Here is a 21,029-nt window from a genome sequence, read left to right on the forward strand (position 1 = left end):
CTTCGTAGGGTTGTATGCCCGGCGTCACGCCCATATGGTCGAAGAGCGCATCAGAAAGCGCTTACCGATGGGATTGACAATGACGACAATTCGCACATCGGGTCGAACGCTCATCGCCATGCTGGCCGCTTCGGCCATCGCTGTGAGCGCGGCCCTCCTCGCCGGCCCGGCACGCGCCGACGGGGACGAGTTCACCGAACTCCTGACCTTCGAAACCTACGAACGCTCCGGCCTGCACGGTCAGGACGGCTGGAGCGGGACCTCCGCCGCCACCGTGATCGCCGATCCGCTCAACGCCAACAACCAGGTCGCCGAGATGGTCGGCGGCGCCCAGTACATTCGGCGGGAGATCCCCGCGATCGAAGCCGGCGAGATCGGGACCGTGTTTTTCCGGTTCATGCGCATCGGCTCGGTGGACACCTCCTTCGGCGTCACCAATGTCGCCGAGCCCAGCGACTACGCGCATAGCCGGGCCTATGTGAACAACCAGAACAATGACGTCATGCTCGTCCGCGACGGCGGCCAGTTCCGCCCGGTGGGTATGTGGGGCCGGGACGCCTGGCAGTGCGTCTGGCTCGTGGCCGACAACGACAACGACCGGGTGAGCGTCTACAGCCAGGGCGGCCCCTACGAGGAACTCACCCGCCTGCCCGAGGACACCGTCGCAGACTTCGGTTTCCGCCAGAGCGTCAGCGGCGCACTGGACCGCTTCTTCTGGATCAACGGCGCGAACAGCCAAGGCCGGCTCCTGCTCGACGACGTCGCCGTGGACACCACCGGCGAGAACCTGAGCATCCCGACCGGTAATCCGGCCGATTGCTCCTACGCGGGCAACGAGAACCAACCGCTGCTCAACCCGCTGCCCGATCCGCAGCTGTCCACCCTGGGCATCGAGGTCACCGAACTCGCCCAGCTCCCGGAGTCCCAGACCACCCCGGCCACTCAGGACCAGAGACTGGTGCGCCACAACCGCATCACCCACCTGGACGAGGTCCCGGACGGATCGGGTCGCCTGATGGTGCCGGACAACAACGAGATCCTGTATCTGGTCGACAAGGACACCGGGGAGTACTTCCCGTACGTGAACGTGCGCGACGAGTTCATCGAGCACTATCACAATCACGCCGGCCTGGGCACCGGCCTCGGATCGGCCACCTTCCATCCCGAGTTCGCCGAGAACGGCCTGTTCTACACCGTGCACACCGAAGCCGGTGGCGCGCTCCAGGAGTACGAACCGGACTTCCCGGCCTTCGGCACCACGGCCTTCCACAGCGTGGTCACCGAGTGGACGGCGGCGGACCCCGCGGCGAATGCCTTCGAGGGCACCCGGCGCGAGCTCATGCGGGTTCCCTTCGCCGGGCGCGTGCACACCGTGCAGCAGATGGACTTCAACCGCACGGCCGGGCCTGGCGATCCGGACTACGGCATGCTCTACATCCTCGTCGGCGACGGCGGTAACGGCGTCGACAACGACAATCCGCGGAACCCGGCCACGCCGCAAGGATCGATCTTCCGCGTCGATCCGCTCGGTGACGACAGCGCCAACGGCCAGTACGGCATCCCCCAGGACAATCCCTTCCTCGACGTCGAGGGCGCGTTGCCGGAGACCTACGCAGTGGGCGCTCGTGACCCGCATCGGATCAGCTGGGACCCCGAGGGTGAGAACGCCATGTATCTGGCGAACATCGGCGAGTGGCAGGTCGAGTCCATCTACGAGGTGCAGCCTGGTGACGACTTCGGTTGGTCCGTTCGTGAGGGCCCCTTCGTCGCCGAGGGCCGGCAGATCTACCCCTTGCCGGAGAACGACTCAGAGTTCGGCTTCACGTACCCGGTGGCGGCCTACGACCACACCCGTGACCCGGGACAGACCGGTGACGCCGGCGTGGCCGTCAACGGCGGCTTCGTCTACCGCGGCGAGATCGAGGAACTGCGCGGCAAGTACATCTTCTCCGACCTGGTCCGCGGCTGGGTCTACGCCACCAACGTGGACGAGATGGTCCGCAACGACGGCGATATCGAGGATCTGGCGACCATCGAGCACCTCCGGGTCTTCCACGAGGGGGTCGAGACCAGCTTCGCCGAGCTCGTCGGAGACACCCGCGTGGACCTGCGTTTCGGCTCCGACGCCGACGGCGAGCTCTACCTGGTCTCCAAGGCGAACGGGAAGATCTGGACCGTGACCGGGGCGCGCCATGTGGGTGCTGAGTCCCCGATCGTGCATCCGGAACTTGCGGGTCATGTGGTGGCGCACTACGACTTCGACCACCCGGTCGACGGCGCCGCCACCTTCGAGGCCGACCGGGGCATCTCCGGCACCGAGATCGAACTGATCAACGGCGGCGTGGAGATGCGCGTGGCCGATCCCGCCTATCCGGGCGCCGGTCGAGCCCTGCAAACCCAGCAGATGAGCCCGGGGCAGGCGTCGAACGATGACTGGAAGGCCGGGATCTACGACCCCGACGGCGTGGACTCGCTGAGTGCGCTCGCCGGCGTCGACGCGACCACGGTCATGGGCTGGTTCAAGCCCACCGGCCCGAACCCAGGCCAGAACAACTCCGGCAATCCGTACAACGCAGTCGGGCTCGCCGGCGTGCTCAGCGGTGACTCCAACGGTCACGGGGTGCGCGCGCTGCTCGAGGTGATCCAGGTGGACGGCGAGCTCAAGCTCGTCGCACTCGGGCGCCGGATCGACGGTGCCGGCTCGTGGACCTACGCGGCTGACATGCCCTGGGAGGAGATCCTGGAGCAGGGCGAGTGGGTCCACCTGGCGGCGACCTTCGACTTCGCCCAAGGTGAGATGCAGCTGTTCATGAACGGTGAGCCGCTCGAGGGCAGCTACACGGCGTCCAACCCCTGGGGTGCTGGGCCGACGTCACCGACGGATCCGGCCGGGATCAAGATCGGGGGGAGCTATCCGCAGAACACCTCGGAATCGAACCCCTTCCACGGCCGGATGGATGACCTGATGTTCCTGGACGTCGCGGTGACGCCGGAGCAGATGGCCGAGCAGTTCGCCATCTTCGGTGCGGAGGAGCCGGCAGAGCCGCAGATTCCGCAGTGTTCGCTCGGTGAGCCGGTGACCGACCTGATGGACGGCGAGAACTGGCTGCCGCGCACCCCGGAGAAGTGGGAGTTCCCCGGTGAGGAGATCATCCTCGCTGAGGACGGGGACAACCCGGGCGATGGCATCCGGCGCCCCTTCGAGTACGCCCTGCTCGAGCGGGACGTCCCGGGCTCGGTGCAGTTCGAGGCCGAAGTGCGCCTCGATACGCCGGCCTCGGTGAACAACCGGGATGTCATCCTGGTCTTCGGGCACCAGTCGGACACGGAGTACTACTACGCGCACCTGTCCCAGGACAACACGATCTACCCGCACAACGGCATCTATCGCGTGAACAATGCCGACCGGGAACGGATCGACGACCAGTGGAACGGTGAGTTCGGTGCCCCGCCGGCCGTCACGGACGAGGAGTACCACCATGTCCGGCTGGTGCACTGCGCCGGCACCGGCGAGATCGCGGTGTGGGTCGACGGGCTGGATCGGCCGCTGATGACCGCGACCGACACCACCTTCGACTCGGGCCGGATCGGATTCGGCTCCTTCGACAACACCGGCCGCATGCGTGACCTCACCGTCTGGATTGCCGACGCCGAGGATGACGGCGAGCAACCCGAGGAGGAGTTCGGAATCGAGGTGGGGCATGAGGTCATCGAGCGCCTGGAAATCCAGACCGGCTCGGGGTCAGGCTTGGAGCCCGGTACCGAGGTTCAGGGCTCTATGAACTCGTCGCCACAGATCGATCTGGGAACGGAGGTGGCCGACGCCGACGGCAACGTCGCCTTCACCTGGCAGATCCCGGCCGACGCCGAGTTGGGCTCGCATGCCTTCACCTTGTCCGCGGACGGCTACGTGGACCAGAGCGTGACCTTCGAGGTGATCGCGCAGACCGACGTGGGTGACGACGGCCCCGGCGATGACAGCTCGGGTGACGACGGCCCTGGCGACGACGGCGCGGCGGGCGGCGACGGCCCTGGCGACGACGGCGCGGCGGGCGGCGACGGCCGGATGCCTGCGACCGGATCCGAGGTCGCGTGGCTGATCGCCGCAGCTGTGCTGCTCGTGGCTGCTGGTCTTGGCGTCATCGTCTGGAGGCGCCGCCAGAACTCGAACTGATCACGGCCTGCTGCTGGGGCCGGCGACTTGGCCGGCTCCATAGGGGCGACGCTGGGGCGGCCGTGCAGGGCCCGATGGTTCTGCGCGGCCTCCTCTGGCTGCTCAGCCGGCGACGACGTTGCGCATCTCCTTCCCGGCGAGCAGGGCACGCACGTTGGATGCGATCAGCGCGTCGGCGCCCACGGGCCGGCCCCCGGCGGCATGCGGGGTGAGGATCAGGTTCGGTGCCTCCCACAGCGAAGACTCCGCCGGCAGTGGTTCCGTCTCGGTGACGTCGGTGGCCATGCCGGGCAGCGAACCGTCCTGCAGAGCGGTGGCGATGGCGCCCTCGTCGGCCGTGCTTCCCCGCCCCACATTGACCACGTAGGCATCTTGCAGCAGCGCCAGGCGGCGCGCGTCGAGGGCCTTCTCGGTCTGGGGCGTGCTGGGCAGGATCATCACCAGGACGTCGGCCTCGGACAGCGCCTGGTCGAGCTCGGTGTCGGCGATGACCCGGAAGCCGGAACGTTCTCCGGCGGACCGGGCCACTCCGGTGACCTCGGCGCCCAAGCCCGCCAGCATCGGCGCCAGGGTCTGGCCGATGGAGCCGAAACCCCAGATGAGCACGCGCGCTCCGAGCAGGGTGGTCACGGGGCCGGGCGGGTGCAGCGGTTGCACGCCGCCGAGGGCGCGGTCCCATCGGCGCTCGGCCTGAGCCCGGGCCGAGGCCGGTAGCCTGCGCACGAGGGCGAGAGTGAGAGTGAGGGCGTGCTCGGCCACGGTCGTGTCGTGTAGGCCTACACCGGAGGTGATGACCACGCCGTCCGGCATGTCCGGGTTCAGGGTGTGGTCCACTCCGGCCGAGAGGGCCTGGATCCAGCGCAGCCGTGACATCTGGGACGTCGACTCGGCGAGTGCGCTCTTGTCGTTGGCCCAGGCCACCAGCGCTTCGGCGTCGAGATGCTCCTGCGGAACCGGCTTGGCCGGATCGTAGGGAACGGCGGTGACCCCACCGGGCAGCTCGGGATCCAGCGGGATGTTCGTCGGCAGCAGCAGCTTCATGTCATGGACTCTGCCACGCCCTCCCACCGATCGCGCCAGTCGCCCGGGAACCCGCCACTCACAGGCCCCCACAAGTGGCGCGACGGCGCGTATGTGGCGCGCTCGGCCAGGTGGTCAGAGGTGCGGAGCCACCAGCTGGCGGTAGCGATCGATCATGGTCTGCAGGGTCTGCTCGCCCGGGGCGTCCCAGATCTCCTGATTGAAGATCTCCACCTCGACGTCACCGGCGTAGCCGGCCTCGCGCACCCAGGAAGTGATGGCAGAGAAGTCCACGAAGCCATCGCCCATGAAGCCACGCGAGAGCAGGGGGTTCGCCTGGATCGGCAGCGACCAGTCACACACCTGATACGAGGCGAGCCGCCCGGTTCGCGCCGCATGGTGGATGAGTGCCTCCAGGTCGGGGTCCCACCACACGTGGTAGGTGTCGACCACCACGCCCACGGTCTCGGCCGGGAAGGGCTCGGCCAGGGTGAGGCATTGGCCCAATGTGGAGAGCACCGCCCGGTCGGCAGCGAAAATCGGGTGCAACGGCTCGAGCACCAGCCGCACATGGTGTTCGGCGGCGAAGGGCACGAGCTCTGCGATCCGCTCCGAGACCCGCTGGCGTGCGGCGACCAGGTCGCGATCGCCCTCCGGCGCAGCCGGCGCGTTCGGGCCGGTGGCTGCCGGCAGGCCCCCGACCACCATGATCAGTTCCCGCGTGCCCAGGGTGGCGGCCTCCACGATGGCGGCCTTGTTGTCCTCCCGGGCGGCGGCGATGCCGGCGTCGTCGGCGGCGGTGAGGAACCCGCCGCGGCACAGGGAGGAGACGCGCAGTCCGGCGCTGCTGACCAACTGCGCGGCCCGCTCCAGGCCGGCCTCCGCCACGCTGTCGCGCCAGAGCCCCACGGCCGGGATCCCGGCCGCCACTGCGCCCTCGACGGCCTGTTCCAGGGTCCAGGCCTTGGTGGTCGCGGTGTTCAGTGAGAGCCGGGACAGATCAGGTGCCGCTGCGCCGGGTTCGGTGCTCACCCTCGGCTCACAGGGAGATCTCGGGCACGGGCAGCGTGCGGCCCTGCTCGGAGGAGGCCAGCCCGAGCTCGGCGAGCTGGACGCCGCGGGCGGCGGAGAGCAGACCGAAGCGGTGCTGGCGGCCTGCGGCGACGTCGCGCAGGAACTCTTCCCACTGCACCTTGAATCCGTTGTCCAGCTCGCCGTTCGCCGGCACGTCCATCCACTGCTCGCGGAAGGGCTCGGTGGCCGGCAAGTCGGGATTCCACACCGGCTTCGGGGTGTGGGCGCGCTGCTGGGCCACGCAGTTGCGCAGGCCGGCCACAGCCGAGCCGTGGGTGCCGTCCACCTGGAACTCGACCAGCTCGTCGCGGTGCACGCGCACCGTCCAGGAGGAGTTGATCTGCGCGATGACCGGATCCCCGCCGGGGGTGGTGATCTCGAAGGTGCCGTAAGCGGCGTCGTCCGCGGTGGCGGTGTACTCCTTGCCGGCCTCGTCCCAGCGCGTGGGGATGTGGGTCACGGTCTTCGCGGTGACCGTGTCCACCCGGCCGAGGATGCCTTCGAGGACATAGTTCCAGTGGCAGAACATGTCCACGGCGATGCCGCCGCCGTCCTCCTTGCGGTAGTTCCAGCTGGGGCGCTGGGCCGGCTGGTGATCGCCCTCGAGGACCCAGTAGCCGAACTCCCCGCGCAGCGAGAGGATGCGTCCGAAGAAGCCCTCCTCCACTAGGCGGCGCAGTTTGACCAGGCCGGGGAGGTAGAGCTTGTCGTGCACCACGCCGACGGTCACCCCGGACTTCTCCGCCAGGCGTGCGAGCTCGATGGCCTCGTCCAGCGTCTCGGCGGTGGGCTTCTCGGTGTAGATGTGCTTGCCCGCTGCCATGGCGGCGCGCAGCGCGGCGGGGCGGCGTGAGGTGACCTGGGCGTCGAAGTAGACGTCGCACACGGCGATGGCCTTCTCTACGTCGGTGGTCCACTCCTCGATGTCATGCAGTGCGGCCAGCTCGGCGAGCTTGCCCTCGCGGCGGCCCACCAGGACCAGCTCGACCTGGAGGCGGGAGCCGTCCTCGAGTTCGATGCCGCCGGCGTCGCGGATGGGCAGGAGCGAACGGACCAGGTGCTGGCGGTAGCCCATGCGGCCGGTGACGCCGTTCATGGCGATGCGGAGCGTGCGGGTGGACATCGTCTCTCCCTCGAGGCGGGGGCTGGGTGCGAATCGGAAAGCGCTTTCTGTCCAAGTTACCCAGTGTGCGGAGGCAGTGTCAACGAGCGTGGTGGCCACCCGCAGCGCGAGGTCGGCCAGGTGGCCGCGCCGCAGCCTCCAGCGGCACGGGGACCGCGCCGACGAGCGGGCGATTCCCAGGGTTGCCGGGGCGGCCCGGGAGCCGGACGCCGCACAGCATCGCGACCCGGCTCAGCTAGCGTTTCCGCCATGACTGCGGATGCCGAACACCAGGAAGTCACCGTCGCGGTGGTGGGAGCCCGAGGCTACGGACGCCGCCATCTGGCCGACATCACGCGGATCCCGGGCGCCCGGCTGAGTGCGGTCGCCGATCCGGCTCCCCTGGACGGCGACGCCGCAGAGCTGGCGGCCGGAGTCCCGCACTATCGCGCGTTGGCCGACCTGCTGGCCGCGCAGCGGCCGGACATCGTCACCATCGCGACGCCGATCCCCACGCACCGTCCCCTCGCGGAGGAAGCCCTGCGCGCCGGGTGCGATGTGCTGCTGGAGAAGCCGGTGGCCGCCTCGCAGTCCGACTTCGAGCGTCTGCTCGCAGTAGCCGAGGAGACCGGCCGCTCGGTGCAGATCGGCTTCCAGGACGAGGGCTCCTCGGCCTACGCCGACATCGAGGAGTTGATCTCGGACGGGGAGATCGGCGAGCTCCGGGGCGTCGGTGCCTGCGGGACCTGGGTGCGATCGACCGCCTACTACGAGCGCGCCGCCTGGGCCGGGCGCCGGCGCATGGACGGGGTGGACATCGTCGACGGTGCGGTCACCAACCCTTTCGCGCACGCCATCCAGGCCGCACTGCGCCTGGCTGGGGCGCGCCGCGCCGAGGATGTCGCCACCATCGAGGTGGAGCTCTTCCACGCCCACGAGATCGAGGCCGATGACACCTCCTCGCTTCGCCTCCTCACCGCCAAAGGGCTGCCGGTGGCCGCGGGCCTGACCGTTTGTGCCACCGAGACCGCAGAACCCTATGTGGTGGTGCACGGCAGCGCCGGCACGGTGACCTACTGGTACACGGCCGGGCGGGTTGAGGTGGCGGGGCGCTCCGGGACGCGCTCGTGGAACACCGAGGTGACCAGCCTGCTGGGCAATCTCGTGGCGCATGTCCGCGAGGGAGCGGCGTTATTGTCCCCGCTAGAGGCCTCCGGCGCCTTCATGCGGGTCCTCGAGGCGGTGCGCCGGGCCGAGGATCCGGCGCCCATCGAGCCGCGGCACCTCAGCCGGCTGCAGGCCCCGGGTGAGGTCTTCGTGCAGGTGCGCGATGTGGAGCAGTGGTGTGCACGCGTGGCCCGGGAACTGCGGACCTTCACGGCGCTCGGCGCGCCCTGGGCACCGGAGCAGGGCGTGCTCGCCGAACTCCAGATCGCCGGCCGGGCGGTGGCCACGTACGTCGACGGCGCGGGCACCGCGGCGCTGGACGGCCCCCGCCCGCACCTGCACCCGTTGCGCACCCTGGGTGGCACCGGGGTCACCGATGTGGCGCCGGAGGATCACACCTGGCATGCGGGGGTGAGCATGGCCGTGCAGGACGTCTGCGGCGCGAACCTCTGGGGCGGGGCCACCTACGTCCGCGACCGCGGCTACCGCTGGCTGGAGGACCACGGCCGGATCACCCACGAGGGCTGGCTCGAGGAGCCGCATGAGAGCGCCGCGGGTGGCAGCGCCCTCCAGCGCCTGGCCTGGCGCCGCGGCGACGGCGAACTGCTGGCCACCGAACGTCGCGCCCTGCGCTGGCAGCCAGCACCCGAAGGGTGGGAGCTGGAGTTCGACAGCGAGATCACGGCCGCCGGTGAGGCGCCGCTGACGCTGGGTTCGCCGGGGTCGAATGGCCGGGAGGGCGGCGGCTACGGCGGCTTCTTCTGGCGGCTCCCGGCCTGCACCGACGTCGAGGTGCGTACCGCCACCTCGCGGGGCGAGACGCAGACGCACGGTTCGGCCGATCCGTGGATCGCGTGGACGGCACGCGCCGAGTCGGACTTCACCCTCGTGCTGGCCCGTCCCACAGGCGGCGATGGCGCTGATGCGGACCGTTGGTTCGTGCGGGTGAGCGACTACCCCGGCGTGGGGGCCGCTCTCGCCTGGGAGACGCCGGTGACGGTGCCCGGGGGCGCCAGCGTGCACCGCAGCTATCGCTCTCTGGTGGCCGACGGCCGGCTGGACGAACAGCAGCTCCGCGCCGCTGGGGCGCGCCTGGCGGGTTGAGGTGCCTGGCTGAGGCGTCAGAGGCGCTTGGCCAGGGCGAGTGCGCCCCGGACGGGGGGCTCGCGCAGGACGTGCAGCGGCAGGCGCGGTTCCTTCGACTCGAGGGCGCGGCGCAGGCTCTGTTCGAGCAGCGGTTGATTCGTGATGACGCCGCCGGCGGCCACCACCGAGGTGGCCACGGCGCCGCGCTGCAGGACCGCGTGCACGCCGTCGGCCAGGGCATGGCCGGAGCGGTCGATCACCTCGTGTGCGAGAACGGAACCCGCCAGGGCGGCATCGAAGACCACCGGTGCGAGTGCCCCCCACTCGGCGGCACTGGGCTGCTCGGAGAAGCTGGCCGCGAGCTCGAAGGTGTCGCCCGCCCCCAGTGCCTCGCTCAGTGCCCGGCCCAGGGGGTCGGCCAGCGCGGCCTGGGGGTGATGACGATCGGCGTGGCGAAGCACCCGGATCACGGCGTCACGCGCGATGGCGGGCGCGCTGCCCAGGTCACTGATCAGCCAGCCGTAGCCATCGGCAGTGAGGATCCCGCCGGTGGAATCGACCCCCACCACGATGGCGCCGGTGCCCGCGATCACGCTGATGCAGGGGCCAACTCCGGCGGCCGGCCCGAGGAGCTGCGCGTCATTGACGACGTCGACCTCGGCGGCGAGATGTCCGGACAGGCTGCGCCGTGCGGCCTCGCGCTGTTCGGCCGTGTCGCCGCCGTGGAGCCCGACCACCACGCTGGCCCCGCGGAGATCGCCGGCGAGGTTGCGGACCAGGGCTGCCAGATGCACCAGATTGGCGGGATCCTGCAAGGCGGACGTGCGGGCCCACTGGCGCGTGGGCACGATCACCTCGTGTTCGCCCAGGCCCGGCCCGCTCCACGCCAGATGTGTCTTGGTCCCGCCCACGTCGATCCCGGCATGCCGAACCTGGTCGCGGCTGGCAGGCAGGTGGATCGCCTCAGGCAAGGTAGGCCGATCCCTTGGCCTTGCGCATGGCGAGCTCGGCCACACCCACCAGGGCGGCCTTCTCCCCGAGGGTGGTGGTGGACAACTCCGGGGGGTGCGGGATGCGCCCCAGAAGGCGCTGCCCGATGCGTTCGATCATCCGGTCCGCCCGCTGGGGGACGTGCCCGGCGAAGACGAGGCGGTCCGGCGCGATCACGGTGGAGATCGCCGCGATCGACAGGGCGAGGTAGTCATAGAGTTCCTCGGCCTCGGGCGAGGGGTCGTCCGCCATGGCGTCGATGTGCTCCGCGATCGTGCTGCGCCGGGTGGAACTGTGGGAGCGCCCGAGCTCGAAGATGGTGGCTTCGAAGGCGCCCTGATCGGGGTAGAAGCGCTGGAGAGCCTCCCGGTGGGGCAGGAGGTAGCCGATCTCGCCGGCCGCAGCGTGGTGGCCGCGGACCAAGCGTCCCTCGCTGATCAGCCCGGCTCCGATACCGACGCCGAAGACGTAGGAGACCAGGCTGGAGGTTGCGCCGCCATTGCCCAGGGCCCATTCGGCGAAGGCCACGGCGTTGGCATCGTTCTCGATGAGGACCGGGATGTCGTAACGGGATCGGACGATCGAGCCCAGGGGGAGGGCCTGCCAGCCAAGTTCCACGGAGTTGCTCACCACGCCCTCGCTGCTCACCAGCCCCGGAGCGCTGATTCCGATCGCGAGGCAGGGTTGTTTGCGGTGCTTGGCCCGGGCGATCAGCTCATCGATGGCGGACAGGGTGCCGTCCAGCCGGGCATCGGCGTCGATCGAGCCGTCGTCGCGGGCCAGTTGTTGCGAGAACTCCTCCACGGTCTTGCCGTCGAGATTGACCAGGACCGCCCGCACCGCGGAGTCGGTGATGTCGAGCGCGGCGATGATCCGGCCTTCGCCTGAGTACCGGAACAGGTGGGAGGGACGCCCGACCGAGGCGCTCTGCACGCCTTCCTGGGCGATGAATCCCTCCTCGAGCAGGCCCGCGCACAGCCGCTGGACGGTGGCCGATCCCAAACCGGTGATCTCGCGCAGCTGAGCGCGCGAGAGGGGCCCGTGGTCCTGGAGCGCGTCGAGAATTGCGGTCCGGTTGATGTGGGTGACCGTGCGGGTGGTAGCCGTCATCGCGCCGGCTCGATCGCCTGCGCTGGCTGTGGTCATCCTCGGCCCTCTCTGGTGTCGCGCACCGCCTGTGGTGGCGCCGCTCGCCGCCACTCTGCCATGACCGCGAGACTTTCTGATCAGGCCAGTATGTAATCATGGTGGCCGCTCTCCACTCAAGGGGTAGACAGGGCCACCGCGTGGGGCGCCTGTTTCAGCACGGTAACTATTCGGTCTCAACACGGCATATGGACTGGAGAGTTACCACTCGCACTGATACGAAAGGACCACCGAGGGTGTCTCGCCCCGGTTCTGTGAAGGAGTCCCAATGATGAGAACCCGCACTACCCGTCTCACTACCGCAGCCGCTGCTGCGGCGCTGCTGGGCCTGGCCGCCTGCTCGAACGGCGCTGACTCCGGCGACGTGAGCTTGAGCATCGTCCAGTCCGGCGACGGCCAGCAGGGCGGCGCGCTCCAGCACATGGCAGATCTGTACGAGGAGGAGACCGGCGTCCAGATCGACGTCGTCGAGGTCCCCAACGCAGATCTGCGCACACGGTTGCGCAACAGCGCGCAGGCGGAAGACCTGCCCGCGATGGCCTTCTCCCCGAACATCGATCCCGTGTGGACGGATCAGATGCTCGATCTCACCGAGATCAGCGAGAGTGCGGGCTTCTACCCCGAGCTCAACCTCGAAGACCCCAATGACGGGCTGATCAAGTCACTGCCGTCGACCCTGACCGCGGTCGGCATGTTCGTCAACGTCGACCTCTGGGAAGAGGCTGGGGTCGAGTTCCCCACCACGCTCGAGGAGGAGTGGAGCTGGGACGAGTTCGTCGACGCAGCCACCGAGGTCGTGGACAGCACCGATGCCGAGTTCGGCCTGGTGATGGACTCCTCGGCCCACCGACTGCGTGCCTTCCTGCACCAGTTCGGTAGCAAGAGCGTCTGGCTCGAGGACGGCGAGGCCGTCACCTCACCGGAGACCGCCACGGCGCTGGAGTACTTCTACGACATGCACGACTCGGGCTTCATGCCCCGCTCGGTGTGGACCGCCGGGGATGACCCCAGCGCCACCTTCAAGTCCGGCCGCGTGGCTGCCTACTACTCCGGTTCCTGGCAGATCGCGGACTTCGAGGAGACCGTGACCGAGTTCGAGTGGATGTCGGTGCCGATGCCCCAGCAGCCGGTCCGCGCCACCAACTACGGGCAGGCCTCGGCCTTCGTGGCCTTCGACGGTACGGGAGTCGAGGAGGAGACCCTGGACTTCGCCGAGTGGTTCTACTCTGCGGAGAACTACGAGATCTACTGCGAAATGTCCCGCTGCCTGCCGCCGATGGAGGGGCTCGACATCGACTACGGCGACAACGCCTACGCCTTCGAGATCTACAACGGCGAGATCGCCGCCTCCTCGGGTCTGTTCGAGCTGCAGCACATCAAGCACATGCGCTCGAACTACCTCGGCACCGCCGTGGACTCGGAGCCGCTGCAGGACGAGACCGTGCGGTACCTGAACGACGAAATCACTCTCGATGAGGCCATCGAGAACATCCTGACCGTCACCACGGAGACCCGGGAAGGCTGAGCCTTTCCGATCTCGGGAGCCGTAGCCGATGACCACACTCACGAGCGCCCCCTCCGCCGGCCCGGAACTCCGTAAGGAGGTTTCGGGCCGGCGGCGGCGGCGCCCCAAGTATCGCCTCGCACCCGCGATCCTCATCGCCGGCGCCGCCATCCTGTTCGCGCTGTTCTTCTTCTGGCCCGGGGTTCTCGGATTGGCGTACTCCCTGACCGATTACCGGGGCTACGGCGACTGGGACTTCGTGGGGCTGGAGAACTACCGAGGGTTGATCGGTGACCCGGAGTTCTACCGGGCACTCGGGCGCACGATGGTCTATGCGCTCTTCTCCGTGCCGCTGGGCTACGCCCTCGCCCTCGCCATGGCGGTGACCATCACCAACCCGCGGGCTCGCGGCAAGACCCCGGCCAGGATCATCTTCTTCCTGCCGTGGCTGGTCTCCCCGATCGTCACCGGCGTCATCTGGCGCTGGATGTTCGGCGAGAACTTCGGCTTCGTAAACTACATGATCACCAGCCTCGGTGGGGAGCGGCTCTCCTGGTCGACGAACGCCGACCTCTCGCTGGCGGTGGTGGTCTTCGCCTCGGCCTGGGCCGGCGCCGCCTTCAACATGCTGCTCTTCATCGCCGCGCTCAGCAACGTGCCCATCTCGCTCTACGAGGCTGCCGAACTCGACGGCGCAGGGCCGTGGCGGAAGTTCCGGAGCATCACCCTGCCCTCGATCGCACCGACCTCGGTCCTGGTCATCCTGCTGCTCACCCTCGGGCAGATGAAGGAGTTCGCCATGATCCAGGCCCTCAACGGGGGTGGTCCCGGGACGGCGAACCGGCTGATGATCCAGTACATCTACGAGACCGGGTTCGAGCGGGCTGCCATGGGCTATGCCAGTGCCGCCTCAATGATCTTCCTGGTCGTGCTGCTCGCTCTGGCCTTCATCCAGCTGATGGTGAGCCGCCGAGGAAAGGCGAAGGCATGGTGACCGACGTGACGAACCGCCCGCGATCCGGGTCTGCGAGCGCGAAGGCCGCCCCGCCCCGGCGGGTCATCTCGCGGTGGCTGACCTTCCGTCGCTCGGTGCTGCCCACGGCCACCCTGTGGGTGCTGGTCACCCTGATGGGCTTCCCCCTGCTGTGGTTCCTCCTCTCCTCGGTGAAGCACCCGGGCGAGCTCTTCAGCTTCCCGCTGACTTTCTTCCCACGAGAATGGTCGCTCGACGGCTACCAGCGCGCTTGGGAGCGACTGGACTTCGTCCAGTACTTCACCAACACCCTCATCGTGGCCTCCGTGACCACCTTCCTGACGGTCTTCCTGTGCGCGGCCGCCGGCTACGCCCTGGCGAAGTACAAGAACCCCTGGCTCGCGGTGTTCGGCCTGTGCATCCTCACCATGACCATGCTTCCGGGCGAGATCATGCTGAACCCGATGTTCGTCGTGGTGCGCGACCTGGGCATGTACAACTCGCTGTGGGGCGTGATCATGCCGTCGATCGTGACGCCCACGGGTGTGTTCATGTTCCGGCAGTTCTTCGTCTCGGTGCCCGACGAGCTGATCGACGCGGCCCGGATCGATGGTGCCCGGGAACTGTCGATCTTCTTCCGGATCATGATCCCGCTGGCCAAGCCCATCCTGCTCACCCTGGCGGTGATCTCCTTCCAGTGGCGCTGGAACGACTACATTTTCCCGTTGATCATTCTCTCCGACCCGGACCGCTTCACTCTGCAGATCGCTCTGCGCACCCTGATCGGTGCGGAGAACATCGACTGGTCGATCCTGTTGGCGGCCTCGGTCATCTCGATGATCCCGCTCGTGGTGATCTACCTGGTCTTCCAGCGGTACATCACCTCGTCCAATCTCAGCGCGGGACTCAAGGACTGATTCGGTGCATCTCCAGCCTGAGCTGATCCTGGCGCGGGCCCAGCGCCTCCTCGGCGACTATCTCCCCCGTGCCCTGGTCGCCGACTCCCGCGCGATCCGGGTCTCCCGGTGGGATGTGCCACCCGAGCCCGGCGCAGCCGGTGCCGGCGAACCGGTGTCCTTCGCGCACATGCGCGAGCGCGCCGTCTTCTCCGAAGCCGGCCGCGGCGAGCCGTGGGGCGCGCCGTGGAGCACCACGTGGTTCCGCCTCGAGGGCGAGGTGCCCGCGAGCTGGCCGGAAGCGGCTCAGGGCGCCGGGGAGGCAGCGCGACGCATCGAGCTGTCCGTCGATCTCGGTTTCGATGACATCAAGCCCGGATTCCAGGCCGAAGGCCTGGTGCGGTCGGCGCAGGGCATCGCGGTCAAGGGACTGGAACCGCGCAATCACCACGTGCCGGTGGACGCCACGGCGGGGCAGAGGTTCGTCTACTTCGCGGAGGCGGCCGGAAACCCCGACTTCGCCGGCGCGAACGACTTCAAGCACCCCACCGCCTACGCGCCCACGCCGATGGGCACCAAGGAGACCGCCGGCGCGGTCCCGCTCTATCGTCTGGGACGGATCGAACTACAGCTCATCGATGAGACGGTCGAACTGCTCATCCGGGAACTGACCGTGCTCACCGGGCTGACCGCCGAGCTCCCCGCGGCCACCCCGCGCCGCGCGCAACTCCTCGTCGGTCTCGACCGGGCACTCGACCGCCTGGACCCCAGCGCGATCGCGGCGAGCGCACCGGCCGTCCGCGAGGCACTCGGGCCGCTGCTCGCGAGCCCGGCCGACGCCTCGTCCCACCGCATCCTGGCCACCGGCCACGCCCACATCGACTCCGCCTGGCTCTGGCCCTCCCGCGAGACGGTCCGCAAGGTCACCCGGACCTTCGCCAATGTCCTGCAGCTGATGGACGAGGATCCCGAGATCACCTTCACGTGCTCCTCCGCCCAGCACTTCGCCTGGGTCAAGGAGGGCGACCCCGAGCTCTATGCCCGCGTGCGTGAGCGGGTGCGCGAAGGCCGCTTCATCCCGGTGGGCAACATGTGGGTCGAATCCGACGTCACCATGCCCTCGGGGGAGTCCCTGGCCCGTCAGCTGCTGTACGGGGCGCGGTTCTTCCTCGAGGAGTTCGGCCGGCGCAGCGAGGTGGGCTGGCTCCCCGACTCCTTCGGCTACCCGGCCTCCTTGCCGCAGCTGCTGCGCCAGGCCGGCCTGCGCTGGTTCTTCACCCAGAAGATGTGCTGGAACGACGCGAACACCATGCCGCACCACACCTTCACCTGGGAGGGAACGGACGGCAGCCGGATCCTCACGCACTTCCCGCCCAACAACACCTACAGCGGCGACATGCGTCCCACCGAACTCGCGCGCAGCGTGCGCAACTTCGCCGACCACGGCGGCGCCTCGGCGTCCCTGATGCCCATCGGCTACGGCGATGGCGGCGGAGGACCCACCCGCGAGATGGTCCGTGACGCCCGGCTCCAGTCCGATCTGGAGGGCTCGGCGCGCGTGGCGCTCGGCACCCCCGAGGAGTTCTTCACCCAGGTCCAGGCTGAGTACGCCGATCCGCCTGTGTGGCTGGGGGAGATGTACTTGGAGTTCCACCGGGGCATCTACACTTCGCAGGCCCGCACCAAGCGCGGCAACCGCCGGGTGGAGGCTCTCCTGGTGGAGGCCGAGCTGTGGTGCGCCACTGCCCACCTCCGCGCCGGCGTCCCGTACCCCTATGACGAGCTCGACGAGCTGTGGCGCATCGCGCTGCTCGCCCAGTTCCACGACATCCTCCCCGGTACGGCCATCGCCTGGGTGCATCGCGAGACCGAGGCTGCGCACCGGCGAGCCGGCGCCCGGCTCGAGGAGCTGATCACCGGGGCGCTCCAGGCGCTGGCTGGCAGCGGCACCGAGGACCTGGCCTTCAATCCGGCCCCCTTCGCCCGGCACGGGCTCTCCGCGGGCGGAGGAGGGCCCAGCCCTGAGCCCTCCGCCGGTCAGGAACTCTCCGCGACTCCCGAAGGAGGCGCGCGGCTCCGCTCCGCCGCGCTCGAGATCGAGGTGGCGCCCGATGGCGCCCTGACCGCGGTCCGGGACCGGCGCACCGGCCGGAATCTGGTGCCGGAGGGCCGGCGCACAGCCGTCCTGCAGCTCCACGTGGATGCACCGGCGCGCTGGGATGCCTGGGATCTCGATCGCGCTGCCCTGCGGAACCCGCAGGATCTGGCCGCCGAGGAGGTGGTGATGTGCGAGAAGCAGGTCACGCTCCGCTTCCGCTTCGGGCAGAGTACCGCCGAACAGCACATCGGGCTGACCGCGGACGGCGCTGCCCTGCGGATCAACACCCAGGTGCAGTGGCACGAGCGTCAGCGACTCCTGAAGCTCGCCTTCCCGCTCGACCTCGCCGCCGATGAGGCCTCCTACGAGACGCAGTTCGGCCACGTGCGCCGCCCGGTGCACGCCAACACCAGCTGGGACGAAGCCCGCTACGAGGTGTGTGCGCACCGGTGGGTCCATGTGGGCGAGCCGGGCTTCGGTGTGGCAGTGGTCAATGCCGGAACCTACGGCCACGACGTCAGCCGCGAGAGCCAGAATGCTCACGTCACCACTACGGTCCGGCAGTCGCTGCTGCGTGCCCCGACCTTCCCCGACCCGGAAGCAGACCAGGGGAGCCACGAGTTCACCACGCTCCTGGCGCCGTCGCCGATGCCGGCCGAGGCCCTCCGGCTGGGCGCCCTGCTGGCCGCTCCGCTGCGCCGTGTCACCGGTGAGCAGGCCCAGGAACCCCTCGTGGAACTGGGCGAGGGCACGTCCGCCGTGCTCTCCGCCGTGAAGCTCGCCGCCGACCGCAGTGGCGATCTCGTGGTCCGCCTCTACGAGGCTGCCGGGGCGCGCACTCACGCACGGTTGCGCCTCAGGCTGCCGGTGACCAGCGTGCGTGAGTGCGACCTGACCGAACTCGGCGCCGTGGACGTGGCGCTGGACGACGCCGGCGAGGCGCACCTGGTGCTGCGGCCCTTCGAGGTCCGCACCCTCCGCATCACCCTGGGAGAATCGCGATGAGTGAGCGCACCGACGCGCTGAGGAGTCAGGCTGCGCGGGAGGTTCACACCCTGCTCGAGCATGGTGTGGAGGCGCTGGGCAAGCGGCCCCGCGGGCACCGCGGATGGATGGCGATGGTCAAGGCCGCGCTGGTCGGCCACCATTCCGGCCTGAAGTCCGGCACTGGTGTGGTGGACGTGGCTGAACGCTGGCTGGGCGAGCTGGAGGCGCTCCAGGCCCCCAGCGGCCTGTTCACCTCGGGGGACAACCTGGCCTCCCCGCCGGATTCGGCCTTCACGATCAACGACGCCGCTCTCACGGTCGCCTATCTGCGCCGTCACGCCGCGGAGGATGCCCTGGCGCCCCGGCTCGAGGGGATCATGGCCCGGGCACTGCCTGCCCTGATCACTGGTGGCGTCCACACGCCCAACCACCGCTGGGAGATCGCCAGCGCCCTGGTGGCCGCCGGTGATCTGCTCGGTGGCGATCTCGCCACCGCCGCCACGCACCGCGCAGCCGACTGGCTCGGGGAAGGGGTGGACGTCGACGCCGAGGGCCTGTACTCCGAGCGCAGCCCCAACTACGCGGCTTACGTGTCCAACCCCGCGCTGCTGACCCTCGCACAGAGCCTGGACCGCCCGGAACTCGCCGGCATCGTGCACGAGAACCTGCACGCCCAGCTTGACCTGACCGCACCCGACGGTGGCATCGAGACCATCCACTCCCGGCGCCAGGACCAGTTCGACGGGCCCTTCCCGCTCGGACCCTTCGCGTCCCACTTCGCTGTCTTCGCTGCCGAGTGCGGACGGTGCCGCCACGGCGCCCGGCGCGCGCTGGGCGCCCCCGATCTCGACGCCGTCGATGTCCTGGTGCGCACCGAGCTCGATGAGCGAGTGGCCGCAGGGCTGCGCGCGGCAGGACGCAGCGCCGCGGTGCCCGAGCCGGAACCACCGGTGGACCGATGGTTCGCCGGGCCCCGGCTGTGGCGGCGCAGCGAGGGCGGGCACTGGAGCAGCGTCTACGGCGGTTCCGATGTGCCCGCAGCAGGACGGATCGGCTCCGGTCTGGCCACCAACCCCACCTTCCTGCGCGCCGGATGGGGCGCGGTGGAGTTCTCTGCTATGCGCCTGTCCCGGGACTTCTTCGCCATGGGCCCCTTCCGGGCCGAGCAGGCTGTGCGCGAGGCCGATCGCATGGTGCTGCGCGAGGAACTGAAGACCGCGTACTACCAGCCGCTGCCCGAGCGGAGCCGGAATGCCGCCGGGGAGTACCGCCTCGAGCACGAGGGGCGGTTCGCGGCAGCAATGGCCTTCTCCGAGCGTGACGCGGACCCGGTCCGCCTGAGCACCACGGTGACCTACGAGCCCGGCACGGATGGCAGCCTCGTGAGCATCGGGACCGAGGGTGCAGCCAGTGGGCACGCCCTGGAGATCGCCCTGCCCGCGGACACCTCGATCGAGGGAGCGCAGGACCTGGGTGAGGGCCGCTACCTCCTCACCGGCGCGACGACACTGCGTCGTGGGGCGGACACCGTGGTGATCGAGCCGGACACCGCCAGCTCCGCAGACGTCGAGGCCACGTACGACCCGGGAGAGGCCTACACCTTCCTCGCCGGTACGGACGCCATGGCGGGCCTGCGGCTCTACCTGACCTGGCGATCGCCGGCGACCGTGCGCCTCCACATTCGTGGCGGCACACCTTCCACCACGGAGACTCGATGAACAGCACCCGCCACGCACCACGCGCCTGGATTCCGGCCGCGGACTCCTTTGCTGCCCAGCCCCAGGTGCTCTCCGGCCTGCCGGCCCTGATCCACGAGCAGCTCGCACAGCTACCGGGCCGGCCCAGCCGCGTGCTGGTGGTCGGTATCGGCGCGAGCCACGCGGCTGCTGCCGCCGGAGTGCGCGGCATGCGCGGTGCGGGCATCGATGCGACCCGCCACCTCCCGGGGGAGTTGCCGGGAACCGACGGGCCCGGCCTGGTGCTGGCCATCTCGCAGAGCGGTCGCTCAGCCGAAGTGGTCGACCTGGCCCGCCAGTTCCCTGCGGAACGCGTGCTCGCGCTCACCAACTACGACCCCTCGCCGCTGGGTGATCTGGCCGGCCAGAGCCTGAACCTCGGCAATCACGCGGACAGCTCGGTGTCCTTCCTGAGCTTCACCGGCACGCTCGTGGCCCTGGGGATGCTCACCGAGCACTGGAGCGGCGTCGTGGACCTCGACCGGTGGCAGGGAGTGGTCGACTCGGCAATCCACCAGGCCCAGGCGGCCGCAGTGCACCTGGACGCAGCAGCCGAGGTGCTGGCGGCAGGCGAGTTCATCGACGTCGTGGCGCCGGCCGCGTTGCGCGGTGTCGCCGAGGAGGCTGCCCTGATGTTCCGGGAAGGCCCTCGGGTGCCCGCGACGGGCATGGAGACCCGGCACTACCTGCACGGGCCGATGGATGCTGCCGGCGCGGGTGGGCACCTGATCCTCGGTGGCGAGCGCGAGGCACTGCTGGCCAGGCAACTCGCCGAGCAGACCACCCGGCTGGTCTACCTCACCACCGCACTGACGCCGCTTCCTCAGGAGGCAGCGGTGGCGTTCGGGGTGAAGCAAGCTGAGGCCGATCCGATCGGCGAGGCGTTGTGCACGACGATCCTCGTGCAGGATCTGGCACTGCGCGTGGCAGCGCTGCGAGGAGTGGACATCGACGCCCCCGTCTTCACCCGGCTCGACACCAAGACCACCAGCGTCGGCTGATCGCGGACTGGACTGCATTTGTCAGGACATTCGGTTGACAAGCTGTGGAGGCTGGCGAATGATGGTGGCAGGGGC

Annotated in this window: 13 protein-coding genes; 8 read left to right on the forward strand and 5 right to left on the reverse strand. The window is 69.4% G+C overall.

The window, feature by feature from the left end; genetic code table 11:
* The first annotated feature begins 79 nt into the window (after positions 1–79).
* Positions 80–4,174 carry a PQQ-dependent sugar dehydrogenase gene (locus tag EDD31_RS07370; protein ID WP_245991023.1) on the forward strand — a complete coding sequence of 1,365 codons (4,095 nt, stop codon included), beginning with the start codon at positions 80–82 and terminating at the stop codon, positions 4,172–4,174.
* Positions 4,175–4,276: 102 nt separating this feature from the next.
* Here EDD31_RS07370 and EDD31_RS07375 read toward each other — a convergent pair whose 3' ends face one another.
* The 3 genes from EDD31_RS07375 to EDD31_RS07385 all read right to left on the reverse strand — a co-directional run bounded on the left by EDD31_RS07375 (position 4,277) and on the right by EDD31_RS07385 (position 7,391).
* The gene (locus EDD31_RS07375) at positions 4,277–5,215 is read right to left on the reverse strand and encodes a phosphoglycerate dehydrogenase (RefSeq protein ID WP_123303579.1); all 939 of its coding nucleotides are present in this window, start codon (positions 5,213–5,215) and stop codon (positions 4,277–4,279) included.
* 114 nt (positions 5,216–5,329) lie between these two features.
* Positions 5,330–6,226, reverse strand: a complete 897-nt coding sequence (locus EDD31_RS07380) for a sugar phosphate isomerase/epimerase family protein (RefSeq protein ID WP_245991025.1) — start codon at positions 6,224–6,226, stop codon at positions 5,330–5,332.
* A gap of 7 nt (positions 6,227–6,233) precedes the next feature.
* Positions 6,234–7,391: a Gfo/Idh/MocA family protein gene (locus tag EDD31_RS07385; RefSeq protein WP_123303580.1), complete on the reverse strand. Its 1,158-nt coding sequence runs from the start codon at positions 7,389–7,391 to the stop codon at positions 6,234–6,236.
* A 249-nt stretch (positions 7,392–7,640) separates the two neighbouring features.
* Here EDD31_RS07385 and EDD31_RS07390 point away from each other — a divergent pair, with 249 nt between their 5' ends.
* Positions 7,641–9,641 carry a DUF6807 family protein gene (locus tag EDD31_RS07390; protein WP_123303581.1) on the forward strand — a complete coding sequence of 667 codons (2,001 nt, stop codon included), beginning with the start codon at positions 7,641–7,643 and terminating at the stop codon, positions 9,639–9,641.
* A 17-nt stretch (positions 9,642–9,658) separates the two neighbouring features.
* Here the strand turns inward: EDD31_RS07390 and EDD31_RS07395 are convergent, their stop codons facing one another.
* Both EDD31_RS07395 and EDD31_RS07400 read right to left on the reverse strand, forming a co-directional pair.
* Positions 9,659–10,594 carry an N-acetylglucosamine kinase gene (locus EDD31_RS07395; RefSeq protein ID WP_170163233.1) on the reverse strand — a complete coding sequence of 312 codons (936 nt, stop codon included), beginning with the start codon at positions 10,592–10,594 and terminating at the stop codon, positions 9,659–9,661.
* Positions 10,587–11,723 (reverse strand): ROK family transcriptional regulator, encoded by a 1,137-nt coding sequence (locus EDD31_RS07400; RefSeq protein ID WP_170163234.1) that lies wholly within the window; start codon positions 11,721–11,723, stop codon positions 10,587–10,589. Before EDD31_RS07400 ends, EDD31_RS07395 begins: the two co-directional genes overlap by 8 nt.
* 307 nt (positions 11,724–12,030) lie before the next feature.
* On the opposite strand from EDD31_RS07400, the gene EDD31_RS07405 reads away from it, so the two are divergent.
* The 6 genes from EDD31_RS07405 to EDD31_RS07430 are packed head-to-tail and all read left to right on the forward strand — an operon-like array spanning position 12,031 to position 20,954.
* The gene (locus EDD31_RS07405; RefSeq protein WP_245991026.1) at positions 12,031–13,284 is read left to right on the forward strand and encodes an ABC transporter substrate-binding protein; all 1,254 of its coding nucleotides are present in this window, start codon (positions 12,031–12,033) and stop codon (positions 13,282–13,284) included.
* 28 nt (positions 13,285–13,312) lie between these two features.
* Entirely contained in the window at positions 13,313–14,257 is a 945-nt protein-coding gene (locus EDD31_RS07410; protein ID WP_123303585.1) for a carbohydrate ABC transporter permease, read from the forward strand.
* A complete protein-coding gene (locus EDD31_RS07415) occupies positions 14,251–15,153 on the forward strand; it encodes a carbohydrate ABC transporter permease (RefSeq protein ID WP_123303586.1) in 903 nt (300 codons plus the stop codon). Before EDD31_RS07410 ends, EDD31_RS07415 begins: the two co-directional genes overlap by 7 nt.
* Before the next feature lie 4 nt (positions 15,154–15,157).
* The gene (locus tag EDD31_RS07420) at positions 15,158–18,235 is read left to right on the forward strand and encodes an alpha-mannosidase (protein WP_123303587.1); all 3,078 of its coding nucleotides are present in this window, start codon (positions 15,158–15,160) and stop codon (positions 18,233–18,235) included.
* The gene (locus EDD31_RS07425; protein WP_123303588.1) at positions 18,232–19,935 is read left to right on the forward strand and encodes a hypothetical protein; all 1,704 of its coding nucleotides are present in this window, start codon (positions 18,232–18,234) and stop codon (positions 19,933–19,935) included. Before EDD31_RS07420 ends, EDD31_RS07425 begins: the two co-directional genes overlap by 4 nt.
* On the forward strand, positions 19,932–20,954 hold the full coding sequence (locus tag EDD31_RS07430) for an SIS domain-containing protein (protein WP_123303589.1): 1,023 nt from the start codon (positions 19,932–19,934) through the stop codon (positions 20,952–20,954). The genes EDD31_RS07425 and EDD31_RS07430 overlap by 4 nt, the downstream gene beginning before the upstream one ends.
* Positions 20,955–21,029: the final 75 nt, after the last annotated feature.

This window comes from Bogoriella caseilytica, assembly GCF_003752405.1.
In the GTDB taxonomy this organism is placed as follows: domain Bacteria; phylum Actinomycetota; class Actinomycetes; order Actinomycetales; family Actinomycetaceae; genus Allobogoriella; species Allobogoriella caseilytica.

Coding starts and splice junctions, on each gene's coding strand:
- EDD31_RS07370 (WP_245991023.1), top strand. CDS start 80: ATGACGACAATTCGCACATCGGGTCGAACGCTCATCGCCATGCTGGCC.
- EDD31_RS07375 (WP_123303579.1), bottom strand. CDS start 5,215: ATGAAGCTGCTGCTGCCGACGAACATCCCGCTGGATCCCGAGCTGCCC.
- EDD31_RS07385 (WP_123303580.1), bottom strand. CDS start 7,391: ATGTCCACCCGCACGCTCCGCATCGCCATGAACGGCGTCACCGGCCGC.
- EDD31_RS07390 (WP_123303581.1), top strand. CDS start 7,641: ATGACTGCGGATGCCGAACACCAGGAAGTCACCGTCGCGGTGGTGGGA.
- EDD31_RS07400 (WP_170163234.1), bottom strand. CDS start 11,723: ATGACGGCTACCACCCGCACGGTCACCCACATCAACCGGACCGCAATT.
- EDD31_RS07405 (WP_245991026.1), top strand. CDS start 12,031: ATGAGAACCCGCACTACCCGTCTCACTACCGCAGCCGCTGCTGCGGCG.
- EDD31_RS07410 (WP_123303585.1), top strand. CDS start 13,313: ATGACCACACTCACGAGCGCCCCCTCCGCCGGCCCGGAACTCCGTAAG.
- EDD31_RS07415 (WP_123303586.1), top strand. CDS start 14,251: ATGGTGACCGACGTGACGAACCGCCCGCGATCCGGGTCTGCGAGCGCG.
- EDD31_RS07425 (WP_123303588.1), top strand. CDS start 18,232: ATGAGTGAGCGCACCGACGCGCTGAGGAGTCAGGCTGCGCGGGAGGTT.
- EDD31_RS07430 (WP_123303589.1), top strand. CDS start 19,932: ATGAACAGCACCCGCCACGCACCACGCGCCTGGATTCCGGCCGCGGAC.